The organism is Pseudomonas sp. LBUM1647 (assembly GCF_059716175.1).
The window spans coordinates 5,158,780-5,185,666 of the sequence record NZ_CP166809.1 but is presented as its reverse complement, the minus strand read 5'-3'; the positions used below and the strand labels follow the sequence as shown (position 1 = coordinate 5,185,666).

The window sequence follows — 26,887 nt, the reverse complement described above, 5'->3', positions numbered from 1 at the left end:
CAAGCCACGCTCCCACAGGGGCAGCATTCCTTCAGTCTATTCGCGGTATCCTGCGCGTTCTGAATACGGACGCTTTTCCATGCTGGTGATTTCCAACAACGTGCACCTACCGGATGCCGAGATCGAGTTGACCGCCATCCGCGCCCAGGGCGCCGGTGGGCAGAACGTCAACAAGGTCTCCAGCGCGGTGCACCTGCGATTCGACATTCCGGCCTCGTCCTTGCCTGAGTTCTACAAGGAGCGGCTGCTGGCGCTGCGTGACAGTCGCATCACCAGCGAAGGGGTGTTGATCATCAAGGCCCAGCAATACCGCACGCAAGAAGCCAATCGCGCAGATGCGCTGGAACGGCTGACCGAGTTGATCCTCAGTGCCACCAAGGTCGAAAAGAAACGTCGCCCGACCAAACCGACCCTCGGTTCGAAGAAGCGTCGGCTCGAATCCAAGACCAAGCGCGGCAGCATCAAGGCCGGGCGTGGCAAGGTCGATTTCTAGCGGGCTTGGCGCTCTTCCCGGTACTTTTCATTGAGATGCTTCGGCGCCTGCCGGTACAAGTAAACACTCAGTGCCAGACCGCTCAACGCGGCGAGCGCAGCGAACAGGAAGATCGAGGCAAAGCCAAAACCTGCCGCAATCGCACCGGCCAGCGGCCCGGTAATCCCCAGCGACAAATCGATGAACAGCGAATAAGCCCCGACTGCCGCGCCACGACTTGAGGCCGGCACCAGGTTGACCGCTTCCACCCCCAGCGCGGGGAACACCAGCGAGAAACCGAACCCGCTTAGCGCCGCACCGGCCAATGCCCAATGAGCGTCCGGCGCCAGCCAAAGCAGCAACAGCCCCAGTGTTTCCACCGACAGGCAGGCAATCGCCACGCGAAAGCCGCCGAGGCGGTTGATCAGGTTGCCGAACAGCAGCCGCGCACCGATGAAACTGGCACCGAACAGGCTCAGGCACAGCACCGCGTTGTCCCAGTGTTGCGTGGCGTAATAGAGGGTGATGAAAGTCGCGATAGTGCCGAAACCGATGGAACCCAGCGCCAGACCGCAACCATGTGGCAGCACGCGCCCCAGCACATGCATGAACGGCAAACGTTCACCGATCACAATCGGCGCAGCGGTCTTCGGCCAGGCCAGCACCAGACCGAGGACGGCCAGCAACACGATGCTCACGCCCATGCTCCACAAACCCAATTGATTGACCAGCAGCACGCCCAGCGGTGCGCCGACCGCCAGTGCGCCATAACTGGCGATGCCGTTCCAGGAGATGACCTTGGCGGTATTCGCCGCGCCTACCCGGCCGATGCCCCAGCCGATCGAGCCAGAGCCCACCAGGCTTTCCGCGCTGCCGAGCACCAGACGGCCGATCAACAGGCTGATCAGGCTCAAGGTCGGCAGGCTTTGGGTCCAGGCCGAAATCAGCATGAACACGCCGCTCAAACCGCAGCCGGCGAGGCCGTACATCACGGCGAGTTTGCTGCCCTTGTTGTCGATGATTTTCCCGGCATAAGGACGGCTGAGCAGGGTGGCCAGGTATTGCACGCTGATCACCAGGCCGGCGATGACGGCGCCGAAGCCCAGATCGCTGTGGACGTAGCCCGGCAACACGGCCAGGGGAATGCCGATATTCAGGTAGCCGATGAAGGTGAACAGGACGATGGAAACGACTTGCAGCGTGACCACCAGGGGGCGCTGGTTTTCAGACATGGGTAAAGATCCACGGGGAAGCAGGATAGATAGGCTGCTTATGATAGCGGCGCGAACGGCTGCGGGTCGTGGAAAAAGTAAAACTATTTGCCGGGCGGGGATGAATCAGGGTTTGGCGGGAGCGACCAGGTGCGTGGTGACCAGGGCGGCCAGGGCGTTTTCTTCGCTGCCGAAACGGGCGAGCAGTGCGGCGCGTTTCTCGGGGGACAGGCGATTCCAGATCTCGATCATCTTCTCGGTGGTGCCGATCAGAACGCTGGCTTGGGTTTCGCTGAAGTCGTCGGTCATGGTGGGGCTCAAGGGTTCAGGCGGTGTGGAAAGCGCATGTTAGCGCTTTCCACACGGTCTGGCATTGCAGGTGAATCAGTCTTCGCTGTCGGCCTTGCGGCGTTCAGTGGCTTCTTTCGGCTCGGGCTGTTGGGCACCGGCTTGTTGCGTGGGCGTCTGCTCAGTTTCGTGCAGGCTTGGGAAGGGGAGATTAGGGATCTCGTGCATATCGCGCTCCTCGCAAAGTCTGTTAATAGATCTGGTAGATCCGCGCTTTTAAAAAGCTTGGGGAGGATACAGCAGAAGAAATGACAAATAGACTTTTATATCCAATTGTTGCGACGGATGGGATTGTCTAGACAGGTCTACAGCAGTGACACAAAAAGATCGCAGCCTCCGGCAGCTCCTACATTGGATTGGCGTACATCCTGTAGGAGCTGCCGAAGGCTGCGATCTTTTAAGGGCGACACACCTCAGCGATAGCTTCGGCCAGCAGATCCAGGCGCGTCGCATCAATCCCGGCCACGTTGGCCCGGCCCGAGTTGACCATGTAAACGCTGTGATGATCACGCAGCTGTTTGACCTGTTCCGGCGTCAAACCGGTGTAGGAAAACATCCCGCGCTGCACGCCGATGTGCGCAAAGCGATCGCGCAAACCATGAGGTTCAAGCGCTTCAACCAAACCGCTGCGCAGTTGGGCGATACGCAAACGCATGGCTTCCACTTCGTCGGCCCAGAGGCTTTTCAGCTCTGGATCACCGAGGATGGTCGCTACCACAGCAGCACCGTGATCCGGCGGTGTCGACCACAGGTTGCGGGCGATGTTGGCCAGTTGGCTGCGGATGTCCACCAGCTTGTCAGCGGTTTTCGCGCAGACAATCAGCGCGCCGGTGCGGTCGCGGTACAGGCCGAAGTTCTTCGAGCAGGAACTGGTGATCAGCACTTCCGGCAACGCGGCAGCGAACAACCGGGTCGACCAGGCATCCTGTTCCAGGCCATCACCGAAGCCCTGGTAGGCGAAGTCGATCAGTGGCACCAAATCGCGACTGCGCACCACGTCCAGCACCCGGCGCCAATCATCATGGGACAGATCGAAACCGGTCGGGTTATGGCAGCAGGCGTGCAGCAGCACCACATCGCCCTTCGGCGCTTCATTGAGTACCGCGAGCATCGCTTCGACGTCGAGGCGGTTATCGCTGCCGACGTACGGGTAATGACTGACCTTGACTCCGGCTGCCGCGAAGATGGTTTCGTGGATCGGCCAGGTCGGGTTGCTCAGCCACACGCCACGGCCCGGAAGGCACTGAGCGATGAAGTCGGCACTCAAGCGCAGCGCGCCGGTGCCGCCCGGCGTTTGCGTTGCGCCGGCCCGTTGTTCGGCGATCAACGCAGAGTCGGCACCGAGCACAAGCTCGTTGATGGCCTTGCCAAACGCCGCCTCGCCGTGACCGCCGATGTAGGTTTTGGTGGTCTGACGATCCACCAGGCGTTGCTCGGCGAGCTTCACGGACTGGGGAATCGGTGTCAGGCCCTGGGCGTCTTTATAGACGCCCACGCCGAGGTCGAATTTGCGCGGGTTGGGGTCCTGCGCATAGGCCTCCATCAGGCCGAGAATCGGGTCGCCGGGTACTCGACCGATGGCGTCGAAATGCATTATTTGCGGCCCTCGGCGTCCTTTGCCACTTCGTCAGTGCGCGCGGCCATGATGAAGTCGTTGCGATGCAGGCCTTTGATCGAGTGGCTCCACCAGGTCACGGTGACTTTGCCCCACTCGGTCAGCAGGCCCGGGTGGTGACCTTCAGCTTCGGAGATTTCACCGACGGCGTTGGTGAACGCCAGTGCGTGCTTGAAGTTCTTGAACAGGAAAACTTTTTCCAGCTGCATCACGCTGTCGCGCACTTCAATGTTCCAGTCCGGGATCTGCTTGATCAGTACCGGCAGTTCTTCATCGCTGACCTGAGGAGCGCCGGCTTGGCAGGCTTCGCAGTGGGCTTGGTTCAATGTGGACATGATGGGTTCCTGAAATCGAATGATTGGAAATCGGCCGTCAGTGTCACCACGCTAAACCAAAGCGTCGGCTCCTGACAGGCTCACTTGATTCTAAAAGCTACGGATCACGCAGCTTTTGGTTTTGGCGGAAATTTCGGTGCATGCAGACCCAGCTGCATGCCTTGCTTGACCATGCCCATGATGTCTTCGTGGGCGAGATCGAACAGGCGCTTGAGGTTCGGCAGGACAAAGTACAGCGGTTGCAGGATGTCGATGCGATAAGGCGTGCGCATGCATTCCAGCGGGTCGAAGGTCTGATGCTCAGGTTCGTCCGACAGGCAGTAAACGGTTTCTTTCGGCGAGGAGAGAATGCCCCCGCCGTAGATGCGCTGGCCTTGTGGCGTATCGACCAGGCCGAACTCGATGGTCATCCAGTACAGGCGCGCCAGGTACACGCGTTCTTCCTTGGTAGCCTGCAGGCCAAGTTTGCCGTAGGTGTGGGTGAATTCGGCGAACCAAGGGTTGGTCAGCAACGGGCAGTGGCCAAAAATCTCGTGGAAAATGTCCGGCTCTTGCAGGTAATCCAGCTCTTCGCGGGTACGAATAAACGTCGCCACCGGGAACTGCTTGTTGGCGAGCAATTCGAAAAAGGTCTGGAAGGGGATCAGTGCGGGTACCCGGGCAACCTGCCACCCGGTGGTTTCCCCGAGGACCTTGTTGATCTCACCAAGTTGCGGGATGCGGTCGTGGGGCAGACCGAGTTTTTCGATACCGTCCAGGTACTCCTGGCACGCACGACCTTCGATCACTTTCAATTGGCGAGTGATCAGCGTGTTCCACACCGCATGTTCTTCGGCGGGGTAGTCGATAAAACCTTGCGCATCGGGCTCGCGAGCCACGTATTGCGTCTGCTTCATGCTGCTCTCCTGCTAGGGGATTTCGTTCTTGTTATGTCCTGCTATGGACCTAGAAATACCTCAAGAAATGCAGTGTTGCAGCACGCGAGTCGCGCCGTGCGTAGGAAAATTCATCGATTTTCGTAAAGTTTTCGTTACGGTATGGCTGTTGTGGCGCAGGGATTGGTATTTCCGGGTTTGAAATGGCGTGCAGGTGTCACATAATCTTGACGACAAAGTTGGCGCCTGCGCAGAAAATTCCTGGCTCAGGCCCTCGATCTCTCCTGTTTCGGGCCTTTATATGCGTATCAAAGTTCACTGCCAGAACCGCATCGGTATCCTGCGCGACATTCTCAACCTGCTGGTGGAGTACGGGATCAACGTCGCTCGCGGCGAGGTCGGCGGTGAGCATGGCAACGCGATCTACCTGCATTGCCCGAACCTGATCAACATTCAGTTTCAGGCGTTGCGGCCGAAATTCGAATCGATTGCCGGGGTCTTCGGCGTCAAGCGTGTAGGGCTGATGCCCAGCGAACGTCGGCACATGGAGCTCAATGCGTTGCTCGGCGCCTTGGAGTTTCCGGTGCTGTCGATCGACATGGGCGGCTCGATCGTCGCGGCCAACCGCGCCGCGGCGCAGTTGCTCGGCGTGCGGGTAGATGAGGTGCCGGGGATTCCGCTGTCGCGTTACGCGGAGGATTTCGACTTGCCGGAACTGGTGCGCGCCAACAAGTCACGGATCAACGGCTTGCGGGTGAAGGTCAAGGGCGACGTGTTTCTCGCCGACATCGCACCACTGCAATCAGAGCATGACGACAGCGAAGCCATGGCCGGCGCGGTACTCACGCTGCACCGCGCCGACCGGGTCGGTGAGCGCATCTATAACGTTCGCAAGCAGGAGTTGCGCGGTTTCGACAGCATTTTCCAAAGCTCGAAGGTGATGGCCGCGGTGGTGCGCGAAGCCCGACGCATGGCGCCGCTGGATGCGCCGCTATTAATAGAAGGTGAAACCGGTACGGGTAAAGAGTTGTTGGCGCGAGCCTGCCACCTGGCGAGTCCGCGGGGGCAGTCACCGTTGATGGCGCTCAACTGCGCCGGCCTGCCGGAATCCATGGCTGAGACGGAGCTGTTCGGCTACGGCCCCGGCGCTTTCGAAGGGGCGCGGGCCGAAGGCAAACTCGGTCTGCTGGAGCTGACGGCGGGCGGTACGCTGTTTCTCGATGGCGTCGGGGAAATGAGCCCGCGGTTACAGGTGAAATTGCTGCGTTTCCTGCAGGACGGTTGCTTCCGTCGTGTGGGCAGCGATGAAGAGGTTTATCTGGATGTGCGGGTGATTTGCGCGACGCAGGTCGACCTGTCCGAGTTGTGCGCGCGCGGTGAATTTCGCCAGGATTTGTATCACCGCTTGAACGTGCTTTCACTGCACATCCCGCCACTGCGCGAATGCCTCGATGGTCTGACGCCGCTGGTGGAACACTTCCTCGATCAGGCCAGTCGGCAGATCGGTTGCCCGCTGCCAAAACTCGCGCCAGCGGCGATGGAACGGCTCAGTCATTACCACTGGCCGGGCAATGTTCGGCAGTTGGAAAACGTGTTGTTCCAGGCGGTTTCCTTGTGCGAGGGCGGGACCGTCAAGGCTGAACATATTCGCCTGCCGGACTACGGCGTGCGTCAGCCACTTGGCGATTTCTCGCTCGAGGGCGGGTTGGACGAGATTGTCGGACGCTTCGAGAAAGCGGTGCTTGAGCGTTTGTACTCCGAGCATCCGAGCAGTCGGCAGTTGGGCAAGCGATTGGGGGTTTCCCACACCACCATTGCCAATAAGTTGCGTGAGTATGACGTTGGTAAGGACAATAGCTGAAGATTAAAAGATCGCAGCCTCGTTGCACTCGACAGCTCCTACATTGGAATGCGTTTCACTGTAGGAGCTGTCGAGTGCAACGAGGCTGCGATCTTCTGATCTTTGCCGCGAAGCGGCATAACACCGCCGGTTTTTCGTCTTCGACACAATTCTCCAATCCCTCCTGGCTCCCTCAAGTCCTTTGTTTGCCGGGCCCTGCGCCGCCAGAAAAAAGTTGGTCTGCAAATTGCTTATGGCTCAGCAGTACAGCAGTGGGCGGCAAACGTCCGGCATGCAGAGGAAAGAGTGTGGACAAGTACCTTTATGTGGCAATGACCGGCGCCAGCCAGAATGCACTGGCGCAGAAGGCTCATGCCAACAACCTGGCGAACATCTCCACCAACGGCTTCCAGAAAGACCTGGAGCAGGCTCGTTCGATGCCGGTGTTCGGTGACAGCTTTCCGGCGCGTGCGTTTGCCCTGTCCGAACGTCCGGCCACCGATTTCTCCCCTGGCGCACTGGTGGAAACCGGTCGCGACCTCGATGTCGCGGTGCAAGGCAATGGCTGGATCGCCGTGCAGAACCCTGACGGCGGCGAAAGTTACGTGCGCACCGGCAGCCTGAACGTCGACGCCCTGGGCGTGCTGCGGGCCGGCAACGGTATGCCGGTGATGGGCAATGGCGGGCCGATTGCCGTGCCGCCCGAGCAGCAAATCGAAGTGGGCGAGGACGGCACCATCAGTATTCGTGCGATGGGTGAAGGTCCGCGCGTGATGGCGGAAGTCGACCGCATCAAGCTGGTTAATCCTGACTTCAAGAACATGACCAAAGGCCTGGACGGTTCGATTCACACCAAGGATGGCAAGCCGGCGCAAGCCGATGCCGACGTCAAACTGGTGTCCGGTTTCCTTGAGTCGAGCAACGTCAATGCCGTGGAAGAGATGACTTCGGTATTGGCCCTGGCCAAGCAGTTCGAGCTGCACATCAAGATGATGAACACCGCCAAAGAAGACGACCAGGCCATGGCTCGGGTCTTGCAGATCAGCTAATTATCAGAACGTCGCGCCGTAAAACAGGCGCACGAGGAGAATCGAATGCTTCCGGCTCTATGGGTTGCCAAAACAGGTCTGTCCGCCCAGGACACCAACCTGACGACCATTTCCAACAACCTGGCCAACGTGTCGACCACGGGTTTCAAACGTGACCGCGCCGAGTTCCAGGACTTGCTCTACCAGATCAAACGCCAGCCAGGCGCCCAGTCGACCCAGGACAGTGAACTGCCGTCGGGTCTGCAATTGGGTACCGGTGTGCGCATTGTCGGCACCCAGAAAAACTTCACCGCCGGCAGCCTGCAAACCACCGAGCAGCCGTTGGACATGGCCATCGACGGTCGCGGTTTCTTCCAGATTCTGCAGCCGGACGGCACGACTTCCTACACCCGTGACGGTACGTTCCACCTGGACTCCAACGGTCAGATCGTGAACGCCAGCGGCTTCGCCCTGGAACCGGCCATTGTCATTCCGAATGATGCCCAGACCTTCACGGTCGGTCGCGACGGCACCGTGTCCATCACCGTTGCCGGCAACGCGGCATCCCAGGTGATCGGCAACCTGCAAACCGCCGACTTCATCAACCCGGCCGGTCTGCAGGCTGTGGGCAACAACCTGTTCCTGGAAACCGCTGCCAGCGGCGCGCCGCAAGTCGGTACCCCGGGCCTGGCCGGTTTCGGCACCACGCTGCAGAACACTCTGGAAACCTCGAACGTCAGCACCGTTGAAGAGATGGTCAACATGATCACCACTCAGCGCGCTTACGAGATGAACTCCAAGGTGATCTCCACCGCCGACCAGATGCTCTCGTTCGTAACGCAGAATCTGTAATCAAGTCTATGAGGCGGCCATCAGGTCGCCTGCAACACCGTGAGGTAGGGTCATGAATCGCTTTGTATCTGTTCTGGCACTGAGTGGGGCCGTCGTGCTCGCGGGCTGCGTTGCCCCGCCGCCCAAGCCCAATGACCCTTACTACGCCCCGGTGTTGCCGCGCACACCGCTGCCGGCTGCCGCCAATAACGGCTCGATCTACCAGGCCGGTTTCGAACAGAACCTGTACAGCGACCGCAAGGCGTTCCGGGTCGGTGACATCATCACCATCACCCTGAATGAACGCACCCAGGCCAGCAAAAACGCCAACTCGCAAATTGGCAAGAACAGCAAGACCGACATCGGTCTGAGCTCGTTTTTCGGGGGCGGCCTGAGCACCAACGATCCGGTGGGTAGCGGCAACCTCAGTCTGGATGTCGGTTACGAAGGCGACCGCGCGACCAAGGGCGACAGCAAGTCCGGGCAGAGCAACAGCCTGACTGGTTCGATCACGGTAACGGTTGCTGACGTGTTGCCCAACGGCATCATCGCCGTGCGCGGCGAGAAGTGGCTGACCCTCAACACCGGCGATGAGCTGGTGCGGATTGCCGGTATGGTTCGATCCGATGACATCGCCACCGATAACACTGTGTCGTCGACCCGCGTCGCCGATGCGCGCATCACCTATTCGGGCACCGGTGCATTTGCCGATGCGAGTCAGCCAGGCTGGTTCGACCGTTTCTTCCTCAGCCCGCTGTTCCCTTTCTAGGTGGCTACGTTGAATCTTAAACACCTGATGGTGGCCGCCCTGATGCTGTCCGCAGCGTTCAACGCGCAAGCCGAGCGGCTGAAGGATATCGCCAGTATTTCCGGCGTGCGTTCCAACCAATTGATCGGCTACGGCCTGGTGGTCGGACTTAACGGTACCGGCGACCAGACGACGCAAACCCCGTTCACTCTGCAGACCTTCAACAACATGCTCTCGCAGTTCGGCATCAAGGTGCCGGCGGGTTCGGGCAACGTGCAGTTGAAGAACGTCGCGGCGGTGTCGATCAGTGCTGATTTGCCGGCGTTCGCCAAGCCAGGTCAACAGGTCGACATTACCGTATCGTCCATCGGTAACTCCAAGAGCCTGCGCGGCGGCACCTTGCTGTTGACGCCGCTCAAGGGTATCGACGGCAACGTCTATGCGATCGCTCAGGGCAACCTGGTGGTCGGCGGTTTCGACGCTGAAGGTCGTGACGGTTCGAAGATCACTGTCAACGTTCCGTCGGCCGGTCGTATCCCGGGCGGTGCGTCGGTTGAGCGTTCGGTGCCGAGCGGTTTCAACCAGGGCAACAGCCTGACGCTGAACCTCAACCGTTCGGACTTCACCACGGCCAAGCGCATCGTCGACAAGATCAACAACATGCTCGGCCCTGGCGTTGCCCAGGCCATCGACGGCGGTTCGATTCGTGTCAGCGCGCCACTCGATCCGAGCCAGCGCGTCGACTATTTGTCGATCATCGAGAACCTTGAAGTCGACCCGGGTCAGGCGGTGGCGAAAGTCATCATCAACTCGCGGACCGGCACCATCGTGATCGGCCAGAACGTCAAGGTTTCCCCGGCCGCCGTGACCCACGGCAGCCTGACCGTGACCATCACCGAAGACCCGATCGTCAGCCAGCCCGGCCCTCTGTCCAATGGGCAGACGGCGGTCGTGCCGCGCTCGCGGGTCAACGCCCAGCAGGAAGCCAAGCCGATGTTCAAGTTCGGCCCGGGCACCACCCTCGACGAGATCGTGCGTGCGGTGAACCAGGTCGGCGCGGCACCGGGTGACTTGATGGCGATCCTCGAAGCACTGAAACAGGCCGGCGCGTTGCAAGCCGACCTGATTGTGATCTGAGGACGGCGACCATGGATATGCGCAAGGGCGGATTGGGGGTCGGCAGCAACGATTCGGGTTCCTATTCGGACCTCAATCGCTTGAACCAGCTCAAGGTCGGCGACAAGGACAGTGACGCGAACATGCGCAAGGTTGCGCAGGAATTCGAGTCGCTGTTTCTCGGTGAAATGCTCAAGTCCATGCGCTCGGCCACCGACGCGCTGGGCCAGGACAATCCGCTCAACACGCCGGCAGCCAAGCAATACCAGGAAATGTACGACCAGCAGTTGGCCGTTTCCATGTCCCGTGAGGGGGGGGGTATTGGTCTGGCTGACGTGCTGATGCGTCAGATGTCGAAGAACAAACCGCTGGCCCCGGGCGAGGCCGCTGCCGCGTCAGCCGCCAAGCAAGCTGCCGCGAAAGCCGCCGTGGAAACCCCGATTGGCGCCGGCACGGTCGCCACCAACGGGCCGCTGTCGCGCCTCAATGGCGAGCGTCCGTTGTGGGCTTCGCGCTCGGTGAAGTCGTCGGCCAGTGCGGGCGAGGGCACTCATCGCAATGATATGGCGCTGATCAATCAGCGACGCTTGGCGCTGCCGCCGAAACTGGCCGACCGCTTGCTCGCAGGGCTGGTGCCGTCGGCATCGACCACTGCCGCGACCGCCACGACGGCGCAGAACAATATCCAAATGCCGCAGAGCACCAAGACCGGTTCTGGCCCCCTGTACAACGGCGATTGGCTGGCTTCGCAAACGGATGCGACATCCAGCGGGCGCCTGCAGGTTTATGGTCGTGCCATGGCTCAAATACCGCTGGCACCGGCGAAGAAAGCGTTCAGTTCCGCCGACGAATTCGTCAACACCATGCTGCCAATGGCCAAAGAGGCCGCCGAACGCATTGGTGTCGACCCGCGTTACCTGGTGGCACAGGCCGCCCTGGAAACCGGTTGGGGCAAATCGGTCATGCGCGCCCAGGATGGCAGCAGCAGTCACAACCTGTTTGGCATCAAGGCTGGCAACAGTTGGAAAGGCGAATCGGCGCGGGCAATCACCAGCGAATTCAGGAATGGCGAGATGGTCAAGGAGACGGCTCAGTTCCGTTCCTATGACTCTTACAAGGACAGCTTCCATGACCTTGTGACGCTGCTGCAAACCAACAATCGCTATCAAGATGTTGTGAAGTCGGCCGATAACCCAGAACAGTTTGTGCGCGAGTTGCAAAAGGCCGGTTACGCAACCGACCCGGACTACGCAAGCAAGATTTCGCAGATAGCCAAGCAGATGACGAGTTACCAGAACTACGCTGCGGCGGGCGCTACCACCACGCCTCTATAGGCATAAGCTATAAGGTCTGAACCATGAGTTTGCTCAACATCGGGATGTCGGGGCTGTCAGCCAGCCAATCGTCGTTGATGACTACGGGTAACAACATCGCCAACGTCGATACCGCGGGTTACTCGCGTCAGCAGACCGTGCAGGGCACCAAAGCCTCGCAGCAGTTCGGCAATGTCTACATCGGCACTGGCACGACCCTGGCGGATGTACGTCGGGTGTACAACAGCTACCTTGATGCCCAACTGCAGACCACCACGTCGCTCAACAGTGATTCGGCCGCGTACCTGGGTCAGGTCACGCCGCTGGACAAACTTCTGTCGGACACCAGCACCGGCCTCAATGGTGCACTGACCAAGTTCTTCGCCTCGGTACAGAACGTCAACGCCAAGCCGGGTGACGACGCTTCACGCCAGTTGCTGCTCAGCGATGCCCAGGCCTTGAGCAATCGTTTCAATTCAGTGTCAAGCCAGTTGAACGAGCAGAACGCGAACATCAATGGCAACCTGACGAACATGGCCGATCAGGTCAACAAACTGGCCGCCACCGTGGCGCAGTTGAACCAGAAAATTTCCGAGATTTCCAGCTCCGGCGGCATGCCGAACGAGCTGCTCGACGCCCGTAACGAGACCGTACGCCAGCTCTCGACCTTTACCGGCGCGCAAATCGTCGAACGCGAAGGCAACGTCGATATCTACTTGGGCAGCGGCCAGCCGCTGGTCATGGGCAACACCGTCAACAAACTCGAAGTCGTGCCGGGCAAAGACGACCCGAACCGTTTGGCGCTGCAACTCAATCGTGGTTCGAGCACCATCGATATCACGTCGATCATGACCGGTGGCGAAATCGGCGGTTTGCTGCGCTATCGCAGCACCGTGCTCGACCCGGCCATGAACGAACTGGGTCGCGTCGCTCTGGTCGTCGCCGATCAGATGAACAGTATTCAGGCCCAGGGCATCGACAAGAACGGTGACTTCGGTTCGAACCTGTTCAACAGCGTCAACAGTGCCGCGCAGATGGCTCAGCGCAGCATCGCCTCCGGCAATAACAGCGTGGGCTCGGGCAACTTCGATGTCAGCATCGAAGACACTGGCAAGCTGACCATCAACGATTACAAGGTGACGTTCACCAGCGCCACCGACTACACCGTACAGCGCCTGCCAGACAATTCGTCTATGGGCAGCTTCAGCACGCTGACCACGCCACCGCTGGTGATCGACGGTTTCTCCTTGACGCTTGCCGGTGGCACCGCGGCTGCAGGTGATACCTTCAAGATCACCCCGACCCGCAACGCGGCAGCCAACATCAAGACCGAGATGACCGACTCCAAACGTCTGGCCATCGCGGCACCGTTGGGTGCGGCCATTGCGGCAAGCGGCAGCGGCAATGGCACCCTGACCATTCCGGCCAGCGGCCAACCGACCCTGACCACTAAATTCGATATCTACGACGCGGCCACCAGCAGCGCGATGCAGAACGGCCTGAAAAACTCCACGCCGGCCAAGGTTGTATTTGGTGCGGTGTCCGCCGACGGCACCAGCCAGGCCTACCAGTTTCTGGATGCCAAGGGTGGGGTGATCAGCAGCGGCACCATCAAGCCAGGTGAGAGCAACACCCTGAGCCTGAGCATTCCGCTCAAGGATTCCACGGGTGCGCCGATCCCGCCTGCGCCTGCCACTCAGTACACCGCGGCCTTCAGCATGACCATCGCCGGCTCCCCCAGCAACGGCGCCGGGATCAACGTCTCGCTCAGTCAGCCGGGCAGCGTGGACAACCGTAACGGCACCGCACTGGCCGGTTTGCAGACCGCGCAGACCGTGGACACCGGCTCCGCCAGCAAAGGTATTTCCCTGAACGACGCTTACGGCAAACTGGTCGAAGGCGTTGGCTCCAAGGCCGCCCAGGGCAAGCTCGACAGCGCCGCGACCGAAGCCATCCTGGCGAACGCCAAAGGTGCGCGCGACTCGCTTTCGGGTGTCGACCTCGATGAGGAAACCGGCAACCTGGTCAAGTATCAGCAGTACTACACCGCCTCTTCGCAGATCATCAAGGCTGCGCAGGAAATCTTCAGCACACTGATCAACAGCATTTAAGGAGTCGTAGCCCATGCGCATTTCTACCGCCCAGTTTTACGAGTCCTCGGCTGCGAACTATCAGAAGAACTTCGCCAACGTGGTCAAGAGCAGCGAAGAGGCCAGCAGCCTGGTTCGCGTCAACACGGCCGCCGATGATCCGGTCGGCGCCTCGCGTCTGTTGCAGTTGGGTCAGCAGGCTTCGATGCTTGATCAGTTCTCGAACAACATTACGACGATCCAAGCCACGCTTGGCCAGTCTGAAGCGGTGATGAACAGCATCGGCAACGTGCTGCAACGCGCCAAGGAACTGGCGTTGGGGGTGGGCAACGCCGGCTATACCGATGCCGACCGCCAGGCCAACGCTTCTGAGCTCGGCCAGATCGAAGAGCAGCTGTTGAGCCTGATGAACACCAAGGACGAAAACGGCAAATACATTTTCGCCGGCTCCAAGGGCGACGCCGTTCCGTTCACGCGCAATACCGACGGCACCTACAGCTATAACGGTGATCAGGTCACGCTGGACCTGCCGATTGGCGATACCCAGTCGATGGCCACCAACAGCACCGGTTGGGCTGTGTTCCAGCAAGCCATTAACACCAGTCGCACGCAGACCACAATGACTTCGCCCACGGCGCTGGTCGATGGCGGTCGCGTGGTGCTTTCCAATGGTCAGGTAGGTTCCGACGTGACCTACAACGCCAAATTCCGCAGTGGCGAGCCCTACACTGTGAACTTCCTCAGCCCTACGCAATTGGAAATCCGCGATTCGCTGGGTAATGACGTCACGTCCGAGGCTTCTGGCAATGGCGTGTTCAGCTCCACCGGTGGTGCTGCCACACAGACGATCAATTTCCGTGGCGTTGACCTGAAGTTGAACATCAACATGAAGCCTGGCGACGTTCCTGCGACCGTGTTTCCGGCGGTCGGGTCCCCCAATGCCTACAGCTTCACCCTGGCGGCCAAGCCGGACAGCTTCAATGCGTCCCGTGCCCCAGGCAATCTGTCTACCGAAGTAGTCACCAATACGAGCATCACCAACAGTGCCGCCTACCGCGCCAGCTTTCCGGAAGGCGAGGCGATTCTCAAGTTCACCAGTCCCACGGCTTTCGACTTGTATGCTGCGCCTCTGACCGCGAACAGCAAGCCGGTTTCCAGCGGCGTTCTGGCGGGCAACGTCGCCACCGCATCGGGTGTCGCCTTCAAGCTGAGCGGCGTGCCGGCGCCGTCGATGTTTGCCGGTGACCAGTTTTCTGTCGCGGTCAACACTCACCAGACGCAGAACATTCTGGACACCGTCAACCAGCTGAAAACCGCGCTGTCGACGCCGACCAACAACGATCCGCTGGCCATTCAAAAACTCAACGCAGCCATTGGTTCGGGCATCGGCAACCTGGCCAGCGGCATTGACCAGTTGACCTCCAGCATCAGTTCCGTGGGTGGTCGCGGTGCGTCTCTGACGACTCAGACCGATATCAACCAGAGCCTGGTGCTGGCCAACACGCAGACCCAAGGGGCGATCCGTGATTCGGACCCGGCCACGGTGATGACCCGCCTGACCTTGCAGCAAACCATGTTGCAGGCCTCACAACTGGCGTTTAGCAAAATCGCTCAGTTGGGGTTGTTCAACAAAGTCTGAGTCAAGGCCTTCGCGCTATGGGCACGAAGGTTCAATACACCCGAGTGCAAACCGTCATTTTTCAACGGTTCAGGGCTGCTCCACTCGTTCCAGAGTGAGCGCCCGCCGCTCGCGAGTTCCTCTGTCGTGAAACCAACTCATCTTGTCAGCATCGCCATTCCCGCCTACAACGCGCTGTACTTTGAGGCGGCGCTGCAAAGTGCTTTGAATCAGACCTATACATCGCTTGAAGTGATTGTCTGTGACGATAGCAATAGCGACGAAATCCATGATCTGGTCCAGGCCTGCACGGTGCCACAGGATTGACGCTGCATTATGTGCGCAATGATCGCCACTTGGGGTTCAAGCGTAATTTGATCGCCTGCGCCGAGCAGGTGACCGGGGGAGTACCTCAAGTTTCTCTGTGATGACGATCAATTGCTGCCTTAGTATATTGTCCGTCAGGTGCAGGGTTCATCGATCACGACGATGTGAACCTGGTGATTGCCCAGCGTCAGTATTGCGACGGCGATTACCTGCTGCTTCCCGAACGACTGGAGAACACCAGCTTTGCCTCGGGGAATACGCTGTTCAAGGGCGAAGACTTGCTGGATGTGCTGGAAAGCACGGCTGCCAACTTTCTCAGCAATCTGAGTGGCGCCCTGATGCGTACCCATCAAGTGCTGGAGTGTTTTATCTTCGTTCGCCGCGGTCTCAAGGCAACCGGTCAACACGTTGATCCGCTCGCCTGATTGGCGCCATTCGCCCAACAGTTCGTCGATCAGTTCGCGCAACATGTCCGGCAGCGGCTGGGTGGCATCTTCCAGCACCCGAGGCAGGGTTTGACTTATAGCAACATCACCTTGTGCCAAGGCAACGCCGTGCTCCATCAGTAGCCTACGCACCTGATTACTGGTGGCTGTGCGTCGACGCACATAGCCCTGTCGGGCAGGGTGCGATGCCTGCATTGCCAGTGCTGCGGCACTTTTGATAGGCATCGCCGTAATTTTGTTGTCCCGTCCCGCACATAAAATGGCCAGCACATCGTTGTGATCATTTTTTGCGCCGCTGCGATGCTTGGCTACAAGCTGCCTGCTTGGCAAGATTGACCGCCGATGTCGTACATGCCGACAGATCGGTTGAAGACAGGGACTGTTAAAGCGTCGTTATGCTTTTTCATGGACTCGCCCCCGCTGCCGTTGGCTTCTTAGACTGCCACCGCGGCGCATTGACGCCTCGGCGTGGGCGACTGCATCCGATTACGTGAAAAGCAACAAAAAAGACTTCGCTGATGCGCGTTTGATGACCATGCCGTGTGTCGGCCCGATCACCTCCACCGTCCTGGCTGCCGAGCTAGGAGATGCAAGCAGTTCAAATGCGGTCGAGGCTGTGCGGCCTCAATCGGGCTGGTACCCAATCAACATTCCACGGGCGACAAAACCGTACTGTTGGGCATCAGCAAGCGCGGTGATCGCAACCAGCGACGCCTGCTCGTCCAGTGCGCCCGTGTCTACTTGATACAGCTGGAACGACAGTAAGGCGTTTTGGCGGACTGGGTCCGCCAACTAATAGCGTCTCACCATCACTCCAATCTCGTGGTCCGCGTGCGCAGGCCAACAAGCTGGCGAGAATCGCCTGGGCAATAGCGGCCCACCACACAGAATTCGATGCGGGCCAGTCGCGATGAACACCTGACCCCGCTGTCACCCGAGCACCACCCACCTGGTTTTGCGATGCTGGATAACTGATGACGTGAACGGCCAACCGGCCCGACGACAACCCTGGGCTTTTACGCGGCTGAAAGGTCGTCTCGCTAAAAAGGATCGTCGGGTATCGATTCTCATCGAGGCGCGACAGCCCCACTCAGACACCGGATAGATGAATGCAAGCCAGACACCCATCAAAAGCAGTGTTGCAGAAAAGAGGGGTAACCATAGATGTAAAAGCGGAACCGCTAGTGGCCGTTACTGCAAAAACGGAGATGCCCCCCAACCCCAACCCTCAGCTGCCAACCAAGCGAACAACATCAGGCCTCCAACACCTGGCTTTTTTCGTTTCAGCGCCTGCCCACCGCACTAAAGGAGCTGGCGCGTTTCCTGCAGGCTTCCCCCGGTATCGCCATAAAAAGAGCACTTCCGGTGAATCCGGAAGCGCTCTGACCGGCATTGAAGGTTTTATCCAGAAGGCCTGCAAAAAGCTTGATACAGCATGGCTGAGCACTGTGGCGAACAAGAGGGGAGACGATGAAGGCAGTTATTTTTGCGGGTGGTCTGGGCACGCGCATCAGTGAGGAAGTCGCACCTCAAACCCAAGCCGATGATTGAAATCGGCGGCAAGCCAATTCTCTGGCACAGACTGCTGATTCCGGCCGGGTTCGCCCACGGATTCCAGACCCTGACCGACGACGCCGAATTGCTTTACCTGCACAGCGCCGACTACGCGCCGGAGCACGAAGGCGGCCTTTCGGTGAGCGATCCACGGCTAGCGATTGCCTGGCCGTTGCCTGTCAATAATCTGTCGGTCAGGAACGCCAGCCATCCCTTGCTCGATGAACGCTTCGCTGGAGTGCGTCTATGAACTGCCGTGGTTGCGGTACTCAGTTGACCTTGCCGCTGATCGACCTCGGCACCTCGCCGCCGTCGAATGCCTATGTCCGTGCCGACCAGTTGGAACAAGCCGAGCAATGGGTGCCGCTGAAAGTCGCGGTGTGTCAGCAGTGCTGGCTGGTGCAGACCGAGGATTACAACAGTGCCGACAGTCTGTTCGACGCCGAGTACGCCTATTTCAGTTCCTTCTCCAGCACCTGGCTGGCCCATGCCGAGCGCTACGTGGCCGACATGGTCGAGCGTTTTGGCCTGAGGCGTGACAGCCGTGGATCGCTTCACCCTTCATCGATGAGAAAAAGGACGCGTCGGGCTACATGCGCCGATTGGCCGTCGAACAGAATTACACGGCTGTTTCCGGTGTATGTCTGATGATTCGCAAGGGAGTCTTCGTTGCCCTCGGTGGACTGGATCTCGAGCAGTTCGATGAGGTTTTCGCTGATGTCGATCTCTGCCTGAAAGTCGGGGACGCTGGTTTGCTGACGGTGTGGACGCCGCAGGTTCAGATTGCACCCCCGGGCACCTTGCCGGACGATCCACAGGCAGTGGCCGCCCTGCGCGACAAGTGGCAGGCGCGTTTTGCGCACGACGAGGCTTACAACAACAACCTGGCCTTTACCGGCAAGGGCTTTGCCCTGGGTGAACCAGCCCCGGTGAACTGGGCGCAGTTGCTCGCATAAGCCTGACTGACAGGTACAAGGACTCAAGGCATGTTCAACGGTAAATCGATTTTCATCTCTGGCGGCACCGGCTCGTTCGGGCGCAATTTCATCCGCCGGTTGCTGGAGCAATATCAGCCGAAGCGGGTGGTGGTGTTCTCACGCGATGAGCTCAAACAGTACGAGATGCAGCAGACGTTCAACGCGCCGTGCATGCGTTATTTCCTCGGTGATGTGCGCGATGCTGACCGTTTGCGTCAGGCCATGCGCGGTATCGATTACGTGGTGCATGCCGCGGCACTGAAACAAGTGCCGGCGGCGGAATACAACCCGACCGAATGCATCCGCACCAACGTCAACGGCGCGGAAAACATCATCGCCGCGGCCATCGACAACGGGGTGAAAAAAGTCGTCGCGCTGTCCACCGACAAGGCCGCCAGCCCGATCAACTTGTACGGCGCGACCAAGCTGTTGTCGGACAAATTGTTCGTCGCCGCGAACAACATTGCCGGTGACCAGAACACCCGTTTTTCGGTGGTCCGTTACGGCAACGTCGCCGGCTCGCGGGGGTCGGTGGTGCCGTTTTTCAGCAAGCTGATTGCCGAGGGCGCCACGGAGCTGCCGATCACCGATGAGCGCATGACGCGTTTCTGGATCACCCTTGATCATGGTGTGCAGTTTGTGCTCGACAGCTTCGCCCGCATGCACGGTGGTGAAGTATTCGTGCCGAAAATCCCGTCTATCCGCATCGTCGATCTGGCGTTGGGCATGGCTGAACATTTGCCGCACAAGAACGTCGGCATTCGTCCGGGAGAAAAACTCCATGAGCTGATGGTCCCGCTGGACGACGCGCGCATGACCCTGGAGTTCGATGATCACTACACCATTCAGCCGTCGATTCGTTTCACCAGCGTCGATGTGGATTTTGCCGTCGACAAACTGGGCGAGCAGGGCAAGCCTGTGAGCGAGGATTTCGAGTACCGCTCCGACACCAACCCGCACTTCCTGTCGGTAGGCCAGATCGCCGATCTGCACGCGGAGCTGTCGGCATGATTCCCTACGGTCGGCAAAGTCTCGATCAGGCAGACATTGATGCGGTGGTCGCCGTGTTGCAGTCCGACTGGCTGACACAAGGGCCGACCATTGAACGCTTCGAACAGGCCATGGTCGAGCGTTGTCAGGCCGATTTCGCGGTGGCTGTGTGCAATGCCACCGCCGCTTTGCACATTGCCTGTCTCGCTGCCGGGCTCGGCCCGGGCGACCGGTTGTGGACCACGCCGAACACCTTTTTGGCTTCGGCCAATTGTGGTCGCTATTGCGGCGCCGAAGTGGACTTCGTGGATATCGATCCGCTGACCTGGAACCTCGACGCCTACACCCTGGCGGCGAAGCTCGAAGCTGCCGAGCGCGACGGCACGCTGCCGAAGGTTCTGGTGGCCGTGGCGTTTTCCGGTCAAAGCTGCGACATGCGCATGATCGCCGAGTTGGCCGAACGCTATGGTTTTACGGTGATCGAGGATGCGTCCCACGCGGTCGGCGCATCCTATGCCGGGCGTCCGGTGGGCTGCGGCGAATTTGCGGCGATGACGGTGTTCAGTTTTCACCCGGTGAAGATCATCACCAGTGCCGAGGGTGGCATGGTCCTGACTAACCGCCCGGAATTGGCCGAACGCTTGCAGCGTTTGCGCAGCCACGGCATGACCCGCGATCCACAACAGATGACCGAACCCAGTCACGGTCCCTGGTACTACCAGCAAGTGGAATTGGGCTTCAACTACCGGATCACTGATCTGCAAGCGGCGCTCGGTCTGTCACAACTGAATAAGCTCGACGGCTTCATCGAGCGTCGTCGTGAGCTGGCGGCCCGTTATGACCGATTGTTGGCGTACTTGCCACTGACCCTGCCCAGCCCTCAGCCCGAGGCCGAGTCGGCGTGGCATCTGTACGTGGTGCGGTTGCAGACGGATCGGATCAATCTCAGCCATCGGCAGGTGTTCGAAGGGTTACGGGCAGCCGGGATCGGGGTGAACCTGCACTATATTCCGCTGCATTTGCAGCCGTACTATCGTGATCTGGGGTTTGCCGAAGGAGACTTCCCGCAGGCTGAACGGTATTACGCCGAGGCCATCAGCCTGCCGATGTTTCCTTTGCTGAGCGATGAACAGCAGGACTATGTCGTGGCGCAGCTGCGGCGTCTGTTGCTCGAGGCGTAGAAACGCTTGAGCGGCAGTTGTTCCGGCTCGCGGTGTCAGCCCGCAAATCGTGAACACTTTTTCGATCACCAACACAACTGGAGTGGCTTTGTGAAAGGGCAGCACGCAGCACGGGGAACAGGCGCGCCAAGCGTTGGGCAACCGGTTCTGAGCATCGCCGGGCGTCGCATAGGTCCGGCCGAGCCTCCTTACATCGTTGCCGAGATGTCCGGTAATCACAACGGTGACATCAACCGTGCCTTTCGAATTATTGAAGCCGCCAAGCTGGCGGGTGCGGATGCGGTGAAGATTCAGACGTACCGTGCCGACACCATCACCATCGATCACTGCGGGGCGGAATTCATGGTGAACGGCGGTCTCTGGGATGGCCGGCGCCTCTATGAACTCTATGAAGAAGCCCACACACCGTGGGAGTGGCACCAGGCGATCTTTGAACATGGCCGCAAAGTCGGGATTACCGTGTTTTCATCGCCCTTTGACGCCACGGCGGTGGATTTCCTCGAATCCCTTGGCGCACCCGCCTACAAAGTTGCCTCGCCTGAATTGATCGACCTGCCGCTCATTCGCAAAGTGGCGCGCACGGGCAAGCCCATCGTGATGTCCACGGGCATGGCGACACTTGAGGAAATCGCTGAAGCGGTAGAGGCCGCGCGTTCGGCTGGGGCCACCGAGATTGTGGTGCTTCACTGCACCGCCGCTTATCCGGCGCCGCCAGAGGAAGCGAATCTGGCAACGATCGCCGAGATCGCCCGGCGCTTCGACGTCGTGGCCGGGCTCTCCGACCATACGCTCGGCACGGTGGTGTCGGCCATTGCCGTCGGGTTGGGAGCGTCGTTCATTGAAAAGCATTTCACCCTTGCTCGCGCCGAGGGTGGGGTCGATAGCGCCTTCTCGCTGGAACCCGCAGAGCTGGCCGAACTCGTGGCGACGGCGCGCATTGCCCATGTGGCGGTCGGCGCTCCGGCATTCGAGCCCACACGGTCGGAACAGATTGTCCTGAAAAATCGCCGTTCACTTTATGTCGTGGCACCGGTCGCCAAGGGCGAATGGCTGACGGAGGCGAATGTGCGCTCTATCCGTCCCGGTAACGGACTCAAACCCAAATTTCTTGATGTGGTGCTTGGGCGCAGGGCTACACGCGAGCTTGCCTTTGGCGAGCCACTCGACGCCTCGATGATCGAAGGGGGAATTGATCCATGACCGGCACGCCGACCGCCGTCGCGATCATTCCTGCCAGAGGTGGCAGCAAGCGGATCCCGCGTAAAAACATTCGCCTGTTCCGTGGGCGCCCCATGCTGGCCTGGTCCATTGAAGCGGCATTCGCATCCGGCGCATTCGACACGGTCATGGTCAGTACCGATGACGCAGAGATTGCAGAGGTTGCGCGCGCCCTGGGCGCCGAGGTGCCCTTTCTGCGCTCGGCAGCGGCAGCGGACGATCACGCCACAACGTCGCAGGTGCTGCTTGAGGTGCTGGATCAATACGCCGAGGCGGGCGTGCAGTTCGATCTTGCCTGCTGCCTCTACCCGACGGCGCCTTTCGTGCGGGCACAGGACCTTACTGACGGACGCGCGAAACTGCTGGGAAGCCGGTTCGACGTCATCATGCCCGTCGCGGCGTTTTCCTATCCGATCTGGCGATCGCTGCAACGTGAGGACGATGGTTGCATCGCCCTGAACTTCCCTGAACACCTCAATGCCAGGTCACAAGACCTTCCGGTCGCCTATCACGATGCCGGTCAGTGGTACTGGTTCCGCACCGGGGCGTTTCTGCGCGACCAGGTGCTGATGGGGGCGAACACCGGCTCGATCATTTTGCCCGCGATGCAGGTGCAGGATATCGATACCGAGGATGACTGGGGGCTTGCCGAGCTGAAACATGAAAGGATGTTTGGATGAATGACCCGCGTCTACGCTGGCACGAGTTCGGTTTTCTGGAGGTAGTGGATCGTCCCACGCCAGAGGCCTTGAGCGAATATTATGCGCAGGCTTATTTTCAGAACGCGGCCAGTAGCAGTTTTCGAAAATCCTATTCTGAAGAAGAACTCGAGGTCATCGAGCTGCGAATCGCGCAAAAGGCGGGGCAGGCTCGTACGCTCTTGAGTGATGAACAACCCGGCAGACTCCTTGATGTCGGCTGCGGTGAAGGCTTCGTGCTGAGGTTCTTCGAGCGACTCGGGTGGCAGGTTCAAGGTATCGACTACAGCCGCGCAGGCGTGCAGCAGGTCAATCCGGCCTACGCCGACCATGTCGAGCAGGGTGATGTCTTCGAGCTGCTCAAGGCGCGTATCGCGTCTGGAAAACAATACGATCTGGTCTGGCTGGGCAACGTCCTCGAACATGTTCTGGACCCTGTGAGCCTGCTGCAATCACTGCGCCGTCTAGTGGCGCCAGACGGGCTGCTTGTGGTGACGGTGCCGAACGATGGCACGGCCTATCACGAGGAGCTGTACGCCACGGGAGCGATACCTGACCGCTTCTGGGTCGCCATGCCCGATCACCTGTCGTATTTCACCGCTGACAGCCTGCGCCGCACGGCTGAAGCAACGGACTGGGACTGTCTTGCGATTCAGGGAGATTTCCCGATCGACCTTTTTCTCGCGCATGAAGGCTCGAATTACGTCGCTGATCGTTCCCGAGGAGCGCATGCCCACCGGGCCCGCCTGATGCTTGAGCGGCTGATCGGCCAGGCAGGCATCGAAGCGTCCAACCGCTTTTACGCGGCACTCGTTGATGTGGGGTTCGGTCGCAACCTGACCGCGTTCTTTAGACCGAAACCCTGAGGAGTCACTACATGACAGATCAAACCATTCGAACACTGGTGGGCTCGACGCAGTCCGAGACTGAGCGCAAGCAGATGCTTGTCGATCGACTTCGCGCCTCACGGATTCCCGACCGCGAGCTGTTGGACAACATCGGCCTCTACCTCACGCGACAGACGCTGTCGCGGATCAACTTCATGCAGATGCTCTACCAGATGATCGTGCCCGTGCACGGGGTCATCATGGAGTTTGGTGTACGGTGGGGGCAGAACATGGCGTTGTTCTCCACGTTGCGGGGCATACACGAACCCTTCAACTACAACCGCAAGATCATCGGCTTCGATACCTTCGAGGGTTTTCCTGCGGTCGCGCCGGAGGATGGTGGCGGCGTACAGCCGGGTGACTACGGCGTCGTGGAGAACTGGAAGGAAGAACTCGAGGGAATCCTCGACTTTCACGCGCAAAACGCGCCGATTCCGCACAAGAAAAAGCACGAACTGATTACGGGTGATGCCACGATGTCGCTTCCCGGGTATCTCAAGGCTCATCCCGAAACCATCGTGGCGCTGGCCTATTTTGACTTCGATATCTACAAACCGACCCATGACTGCCTTGAGGCGATCCTGCCGTACCTGACCAAGGGCAGCATTCTGGCGTTCGATGAACTCAATACACCGGAGTTTCCGGGCGAAACCATCGCTGTGCGCGAAGTGCTGGGGTTGTCTCGTTACGCCATACGGCGAGACCCTTCCAATCCGCTCACCTCTTATCTGGTGATCGAATGAGTGCGAAGGCCGTTCGATACCGGGTGATGCCGACCCCGAAGCTGTCGGACGGGGTGCTTGCGGTACGAGCGGTACAACCGGCCGACATCGAAGCAATCCGGCAATGGCGAAATGCCCAGATGGACGTGCTGCGCCAAACGGCTCCGATATCGCCTGAACAGCAGGCGCATTATTTTGCCGAGCATGTCTGGCCGCAGACCGAAAGCCTGGAGCCCTCGCAGGTTTTGGTCGCGCTGGAACGTGCAGGTGTCTTGATCGGGTACGGTGGGCTGGTCCACATTTCCTGGGCAAACCGCCGGGCCGAGGTTTCATTTTTGCTCACCCCGGAACTCGAAAAAAACTCAGACGAGCTCATCGCCCTGTTTTCACGTTTTCTGGATTTGATGAAACAACTGGCCTTTGACGATCTCGGACTGCGACGCCTCAGCACCGAAACATTTGCGCACCGCACTCGCCATATCGCAACCCTCGAGGCTTCGGGGTTTCGTTGTGAGGGACGCTTGCGCGAGCACGTGCTGATTGACGGCAAACCCACGGACTCGTTTGCCCACGGTTTGCTTGCCTTCGAATGGAAAAATGGTCAGTGAGCGACAGTCAGACTCCCTTGAAAGGCACGGCTCGCCATGTGCTCGTCACGTCGGCTTCGCGTAAGGCTCCGCTGGTGCGCGCGATGCAGGACGCTGTCCGGCGGATACATCCCGAGGCTGGTGTGATTGCTGGCGATCTTGATCCTGAAGCGCCAGCGCGCTATGTGGCTGACGGGTTCTGGCAGATGCCACCCGTGACCGACGCTGAGCTGCCGGCGCTGATTCAAGGGTGTCACGAGCGAAGGATCGCGGTGGTTTTTCCGACCCGCGATGGCGAGTTGCCCTTTTGGGCGCGCCACAGCGCAATGCTATCCGAAGCGGGCATCTCAGTCGTCGTCTCCAACCCCGAGGCCGTTGAGCGTTGTCTCGATAAACTTGCCTTTGCTCGCTTCGGCCAAGCGGTCGGCCTGCCGATCATAGAGGCGTCAATGACACCCGAGGCCGTCGGAGCAGGACCTTATGTGGTCAAAGAGCGTTACGGTGCGGGGTCCCGGGCGATAGGGCTTGATTTGCCGATCGATGCCGCTCGCCATCACGCGCAAAACCTGGAGGCACCGATCTATCAGCCATTTGTGCTAGGACCGGAAATCAGTATCGACGGTTGGCTTGATCGTGATGGTTCGGTGGTGGGCGTGGTGCTGCGCCGACGCGACCGTGTGATCGCTGGCGAATCGCAGATAACGACCACTTTTCGCAGTGAAGTGCTTGAGCGTGAAGCGGTTCGTGCCCTGGAGGCGCTGGACTTGCGCGGTCCCGTGGTGATGCAAGCCATCGTCATCGACGACACGCTGCGCATCATTGAATGCAATCCTCGTTTTGGCGGTGCCTCCACCACCGCCATTGCGGCTGGGCTGGACGTCCTTTACTGGAGCCTTGGCGAGGCTTTCGGGGTGGGGCTGCCACCTGTTTTCAAACGTATTGCCGGCGAGGTCAGACAGATTCGTCTGCCCGCCGATCTGGTGCTGCATGATCCTGATTTTTGATCTTGACGATACACTCTATGACGAGAGCAGCTTCGTCATCAGCGGGCTGAGCGCCGTGGCCCGTCACGGCGAGGATGTCTTCGGCTGGAACGCTGAACGTTCGTTGGGTTTGATGCTGGACGTGCTGGAGCGCGAGGGGCGAGGGCGGGTTTTCGACCGATGGCTTGAGTCGCATGGACAGTTGTCGAAGGCGCGCGTGAGCGAGTGCGTGAACGTTTATCGGCATCATCGCCCGAGTCTCGAATTGTTTCCCGCTGCCCGCGTCGTGCTTGACCGGTACCGTGGGCAAGTGCCGCTCTATCTCGTCACTGACGGGCACAAGATCGTGCAGAGGAACAAAGTCGATGCACTGGGGCTGTTTTCAACGTTTCGACGGGTCCTGATCACTCATCGTTTTGGTATCCGCCATGCAAAGCCGTCCCTTCACTGCTTCGAGCGTATTCGCCAGGCAGAAGGCTGTCGCTGGGCCGACATGGTGTACGTCGGTGACAACCCCTCCAAGGATTTCGTCAATCTCAACCCTCTGGGTGCATTGACCGTTCGGGTGCGGACCGGTGGACATCGCAACGTCGTGGCGCTGCCGGGCTACGATGCGCAAATATCCATCCCGGACCTTGACGCACTCCCCGGGGTCCTGGTCGCGCACTTTCAGGCTGCTGCGCCCGTTGGTCGAAAGCCTCTTGTGGCGCTGATTCGGCAAAATAGCGTGACCTGCGAGTCATAACGCGCATCTTCACTGTATTGTATTAATCGGGGAGGTGGCGCCTGGTGTCTGTTTGGCCCAGTGATAGCCTTTTATTCTTCCCGTCTGTCGCTCCCTCGGGGCGACATTTTTCTCTGTTTGTCGGCGCCCCTC

27 protein-coding genes and 4 pseudogenes are annotated in these 26,887 nt (G+C 59.6%); 24 read left to right on the top strand and 7 right to left on the bottom strand.

All coding sequences use genetic code 11. From position 1 onward, the window contains the following. The first annotated feature begins 79 nt into the window (after positions 1–79). Positions 80–493, top strand: a complete 414-nt coding sequence (gene arfB, locus ACA059_RS23845) for an alternative ribosome rescue aminoacyl-tRNA hydrolase ArfB (protein ID WP_008010994.1) — start codon at positions 80–82, stop codon at positions 491–493. Here arfB and ACA059_RS23840 read toward each other — a convergent pair. The 6 genes from ACA059_RS23840 to phhA form a co-directional block, all read right to left on the bottom strand. After that, positions 490–1,704: an MFS transporter gene (locus tag ACA059_RS23840; protein ID WP_497631218.1), complete on the bottom strand. Its 1,215-nt coding sequence runs from the start codon at positions 1,702–1,704 to the stop codon at positions 490–492. The two genes, arfB and ACA059_RS23840, sit on opposite strands and share 4 nt — an antisense overlap. 105 nt (positions 1,705–1,809) lie before the next feature. Continuing rightward, complete coding sequence (locus ACA059_RS23835) at positions 1,810–1,992, bottom strand: hypothetical protein (protein WP_074874481.1); 183 nt, start codon at positions 1,990–1,992, stop codon at positions 1,810–1,812. A 75-nt stretch (positions 1,993–2,067) separates the two neighbouring features. After that, positions 2,068–2,199 carry a hypothetical protein gene (locus tag ACA059_RS23830; protein WP_008156098.1) on the bottom strand — a complete coding sequence of 44 codons (132 nt, stop codon included), beginning with the start codon at positions 2,197–2,199 and terminating at the stop codon, positions 2,068–2,070. 229 nt (positions 2,200–2,428) lie between these two features. Next, positions 2,429–3,625: an amino acid aminotransferase gene (locus ACA059_RS23825; RefSeq protein WP_497631217.1), complete on the bottom strand. Its 1,197-nt coding sequence runs from the start codon at positions 3,623–3,625 to the stop codon at positions 2,429–2,431. Next, positions 3,625–3,981 (bottom strand): 4a-hydroxytetrahydrobiopterin dehydratase, encoded by a 357-nt coding sequence (locus ACA059_RS23820; protein ID WP_129442142.1) that lies wholly within the window; start codon positions 3,979–3,981, stop codon positions 3,625–3,627. Before ACA059_RS23820 ends, ACA059_RS23825 begins: the two co-directional genes overlap by 1 nt. A 104-nt stretch (positions 3,982–4,085) precedes the next feature. After that, positions 4,086–4,877, bottom strand: a complete 792-nt coding sequence (gene phhA, locus ACA059_RS23815) for a phenylalanine 4-monooxygenase (RefSeq protein WP_497631216.1) — start codon at positions 4,875–4,877, stop codon at positions 4,086–4,088. Between the two features lie 280 nt (positions 4,878–5,157). Between phhA and ACA059_RS23810 the strand changes: the two genes are divergently transcribed. From ACA059_RS23810 to ACA059_RS23770, 9 genes are all read left to right on the top strand, one after another. Continuing rightward, positions 5,158–6,717 carry a sigma-54-dependent transcriptional regulator gene (locus ACA059_RS23810; RefSeq protein ID WP_497631215.1) on the top strand — a complete coding sequence of 520 codons (1,560 nt, stop codon included), beginning with the start codon at positions 5,158–5,160 and terminating at the stop codon, positions 6,715–6,717. 287 nt (positions 6,718–7,004) lie between these two features. Then, entirely contained in the window at positions 7,005–7,745 is a 741-nt protein-coding gene (locus ACA059_RS23805) for a flagellar basal body rod protein FlgF (protein WP_056742140.1), read from the top strand. A gap of 45 nt (positions 7,746–7,790) precedes the next feature. Further along, complete coding sequence (gene flgG / locus ACA059_RS23800; protein ID WP_007920118.1) at positions 7,791–8,576, top strand: flagellar basal-body rod protein FlgG; 786 nt, start codon at positions 7,791–7,793, stop codon at positions 8,574–8,576. 52 nt (positions 8,577–8,628) lie between these two features. Beyond that, positions 8,629–9,324: a flagellar basal body L-ring protein FlgH gene (gene flgH / locus ACA059_RS23795; protein WP_497631214.1), complete on the top strand. Its 696-nt coding sequence runs from the start codon at positions 8,629–8,631 to the stop codon at positions 9,322–9,324. Between the two features lie 27 nt (positions 9,325–9,351). After that, positions 9,352–10,440, top strand: a complete 1,089-nt coding sequence (locus ACA059_RS23790; RefSeq protein ID WP_497634722.1) for a flagellar basal body P-ring protein FlgI — start codon at positions 9,352–9,354, stop codon at positions 10,438–10,440. A gap of 11 nt (positions 10,441–10,451) precedes the next feature. Next, entirely contained in the window at positions 10,452–11,753 is a 1,302-nt protein-coding gene (gene flgJ, locus ACA059_RS23785) for a flagellar assembly peptidoglycan hydrolase FlgJ (protein ID WP_497631213.1), read from the top strand. A gap of 23 nt (positions 11,754–11,776) precedes the next feature. Next, positions 11,777–13,843, top strand: a complete 2,067-nt coding sequence (gene flgK, locus ACA059_RS23780; RefSeq protein WP_497631212.1) for a flagellar hook-associated protein FlgK — start codon at positions 11,777–11,779, stop codon at positions 13,841–13,843. A gap of 13 nt (positions 13,844–13,856) precedes the next feature. Next, entirely contained in the window at positions 13,857–15,461 is a 1,605-nt protein-coding gene (locus ACA059_RS23775; protein WP_497631211.1) for a flagellar hook-associated protein 3, read from the top strand. 126 nt (positions 15,462–15,587) lie between these two features. Then, entirely contained in the window at positions 15,588–15,767 is a 180-nt protein-coding gene (locus ACA059_RS23770) for a glycosyltransferase (protein WP_497631210.1), read from the top strand. 134 nt (positions 15,768–15,901) lie between these two features. Here ACA059_RS23770 and ACA059_RS23765 read toward each other — a convergent pair whose 3' ends face one another. Beyond that, entirely contained in the window at positions 15,902–16,543 is a 642-nt protein-coding gene (locus tag ACA059_RS23765; protein ID WP_497631209.1) for a transposase, read from the bottom strand. A 193-nt stretch (positions 16,544–16,736) separates the two neighbouring features. Here ACA059_RS23765 and ACA059_RS23760 point away from each other — a divergent pair. From ACA059_RS23760 to ACA059_RS23695, 14 genes and pseudogenes are all read left to right on the top strand, one after another. Further along, positions 16,737–17,127: pseudogene (locus ACA059_RS23760) on the top strand (transposase); the annotation flags it as partial. 195 nt (positions 17,128–17,322) lie between these two features. Next, positions 17,323–17,730: a hypothetical protein gene (locus tag ACA059_RS23755; protein ID WP_497631208.1), complete on the top strand. Its 408-nt coding sequence runs from the start codon at positions 17,323–17,325 to the stop codon at positions 17,728–17,730. Positions 17,731–17,795: 65 nt separating this feature from the next. After that, positions 17,796–18,017: pseudogene (locus ACA059_RS23750) on the top strand (dTDP-4-dehydrorhamnose 3,5-epimerase family protein); the annotation flags it as partial. Further along, a pseudogene (locus ACA059_RS23745) lies at positions 18,014–18,313 on the top strand (class I SAM-dependent methyltransferase); the annotation flags it as partial. The pseudogenes ACA059_RS23750 and ACA059_RS23745, both read left to right, overlap by 4 nt. Before the next feature lie 2 nt (positions 18,314–18,315). Continuing rightward, positions 18,316–18,723: pseudogene (locus ACA059_RS23740) on the top strand (glycosyl transferase family 2); the annotation flags it as partial. A 30-nt stretch (positions 18,724–18,753) separates the two neighbouring features. After that, positions 18,754–19,755, top strand: coding sequence for a UDP-N-acetylglucosamine 4,6-dehydratase (inverting) (pseB, locus tag ACA059_RS23735; protein WP_497631207.1), 1,002 nt, complete (start codon positions 18,754–18,756; stop codon positions 19,753–19,755). Then, positions 19,752–20,915 (top strand): UDP-4-amino-4,6-dideoxy-N-acetyl-beta-L-altrosamine transaminase, encoded by a 1,164-nt coding sequence (pseC, locus tag ACA059_RS23730; protein WP_497631206.1) that lies wholly within the window; start codon positions 19,752–19,754, stop codon positions 20,913–20,915. Before pseB ends, pseC begins: the two co-directional genes overlap by 4 nt. Before the next feature lie 90 nt (positions 20,916–21,005). Next, complete coding sequence (pseI, locus tag ACA059_RS23725) at positions 21,006–22,115, top strand: pseudaminic acid synthase (RefSeq protein WP_497631205.1); 1,110 nt, start codon at positions 21,006–21,008, stop codon at positions 22,113–22,115. Next, complete coding sequence (pseF, locus tag ACA059_RS23720) at positions 22,112–22,813, top strand: pseudaminic acid cytidylyltransferase (protein ID WP_497631204.1); 702 nt, start codon at positions 22,112–22,114, stop codon at positions 22,811–22,813. Before pseI ends, pseF begins: the two co-directional genes overlap by 4 nt. Beyond that, positions 22,810–23,697, top strand: a complete 888-nt coding sequence (locus tag ACA059_RS23715) for a class I SAM-dependent methyltransferase (RefSeq protein ID WP_497631203.1) — start codon at positions 22,810–22,812, stop codon at positions 23,695–23,697. Before pseF ends, ACA059_RS23715 begins: the two co-directional genes overlap by 4 nt. An 11-nt stretch (positions 23,698–23,708) precedes the next feature. Continuing rightward, positions 23,709–24,461: a crotonobetainyl-CoA--carnitine CoA-transferase gene (locus ACA059_RS23710; RefSeq protein ID WP_497631202.1), complete on the top strand. Its 753-nt coding sequence runs from the start codon at positions 23,709–23,711 to the stop codon at positions 24,459–24,461. Continuing rightward, the gene (locus ACA059_RS23705; RefSeq protein ID WP_497631201.1) at positions 24,458–25,048 is read left to right on the top strand and encodes a GNAT family N-acetyltransferase; all 591 of its coding nucleotides are present in this window, start codon (positions 24,458–24,460) and stop codon (positions 25,046–25,048) included. The genes ACA059_RS23710 and ACA059_RS23705 overlap by 4 nt, the downstream gene beginning before the upstream one ends. Beyond that, on the top strand, positions 25,045–26,031 hold the full coding sequence (locus ACA059_RS23700) for an ATP-grasp domain-containing protein (RefSeq protein WP_497631200.1): 987 nt from the start codon (positions 25,045–25,047) through the stop codon (positions 26,029–26,031). The genes ACA059_RS23705 and ACA059_RS23700 overlap by 4 nt, the downstream gene beginning before the upstream one ends. Further along, positions 26,015–26,755, top strand: coding sequence for an HAD family hydrolase (locus ACA059_RS23695; protein WP_497631199.1), 741 nt, complete (start codon positions 26,015–26,017; stop codon positions 26,753–26,755). Before ACA059_RS23700 ends, ACA059_RS23695 begins: the two co-directional genes overlap by 17 nt. Positions 26,756–26,887 lie beyond the last annotated feature (132 nt).

Coding starts and splice junctions, on each gene's coding strand:
- ACA059_RS23820 (WP_129442142.1), bottom strand. CDS start 3,981: ATGTCCACATTGAACCAAGCCCACTGCGAAGCCTGCCAAGCCGGCGCT.
- pseC (WP_497631206.1), top strand. CDS start 19,752: ATGATTCCCTACGGTCGGCAAAGTCTCGATCAGGCAGACATTGATGCG.
- ACA059_RS23835 (WP_074874481.1), bottom strand. CDS start 1,992: ATGACCGACGACTTCAGCGAAACCCAAGCCAGCGTTCTGATCGGCACC.
- ACA059_RS23755 (WP_497631208.1), top strand. CDS start 17,323: ATGCAAGCCAGACACCCATCAAAAGCAGTGTTGCAGAAAAGAGGGGTA.
- ACA059_RS23695 (WP_497631199.1), top strand. CDS start 26,015: ATGATCCTGATTTTTGATCTTGACGATACACTCTATGACGAGAGCAGC.
- pseF (WP_497631204.1), top strand. CDS start 22,112: ATGACCGGCACGCCGACCGCCGTCGCGATCATTCCTGCCAGAGGTGGC.
- pseB (WP_497631207.1), top strand. CDS start 18,754: ATGTTCAACGGTAAATCGATTTTCATCTCTGGCGGCACCGGCTCGTTC.
- flgH (WP_497631214.1), top strand. CDS start 8,629: ATGAATCGCTTTGTATCTGTTCTGGCACTGAGTGGGGCCGTCGTGCTC.
- phhA (WP_497631216.1), bottom strand. CDS start 4,877: ATGAAGCAGACGCAATACGTGGCTCGCGAGCCCGATGCGCAAGGTTTT.
- ACA059_RS23825 (WP_497631217.1), bottom strand. CDS start 3,625: ATGCATTTCGACGCCATCGGTCGAGTACCCGGCGACCCGATTCTCGGC.
- arfB (WP_008010994.1), top strand. CDS start 80: ATGCTGGTGATTTCCAACAACGTGCACCTACCGGATGCCGAGATCGAG.
- ACA059_RS23840 (WP_497631218.1), bottom strand. CDS start 1,704: ATGTCTGAAAACCAGCGCCCCCTGGTGGTCACGCTGCAAGTCGTTTCC.
- flgK (WP_497631212.1), top strand. CDS start 11,777: ATGAGTTTGCTCAACATCGGGATGTCGGGGCTGTCAGCCAGCCAATCG.
- ACA059_RS23710 (WP_497631202.1), top strand. CDS start 23,709: ATGACAGATCAAACCATTCGAACACTGGTGGGCTCGACGCAGTCCGAG.
- ACA059_RS23830 (WP_008156098.1), bottom strand. CDS start 2,199: ATGCACGAGATCCCTAATCTCCCCTTCCCAAGCCTGCACGAAACTGAG.
- ACA059_RS23705 (WP_497631201.1), top strand. CDS start 24,458: ATGAGTGCGAAGGCCGTTCGATACCGGGTGATGCCGACCCCGAAGCTG.
- flgJ (WP_497631213.1), top strand. CDS start 10,452: ATGGATATGCGCAAGGGCGGATTGGGGGTCGGCAGCAACGATTCGGGT.
- ACA059_RS23715 (WP_497631203.1), top strand. CDS start 22,810: ATGAATGACCCGCGTCTACGCTGGCACGAGTTCGGTTTTCTGGAGGTA.
- ACA059_RS23775 (WP_497631211.1), top strand. CDS start 13,857: ATGCGCATTTCTACCGCCCAGTTTTACGAGTCCTCGGCTGCGAACTAT.
- flgG (WP_007920118.1), top strand. CDS start 7,791: ATGCTTCCGGCTCTATGGGTTGCCAAAACAGGTCTGTCCGCCCAGGAC.
- ACA059_RS23810 (WP_497631215.1), top strand. CDS start 5,158: ATGCGTATCAAAGTTCACTGCCAGAACCGCATCGGTATCCTGCGCGAC.
- ACA059_RS23790 (WP_497634722.1), top strand. CDS start 9,352: ATGGTGGCCGCCCTGATGCTGTCCGCAGCGTTCAACGCGCAAGCCGAG.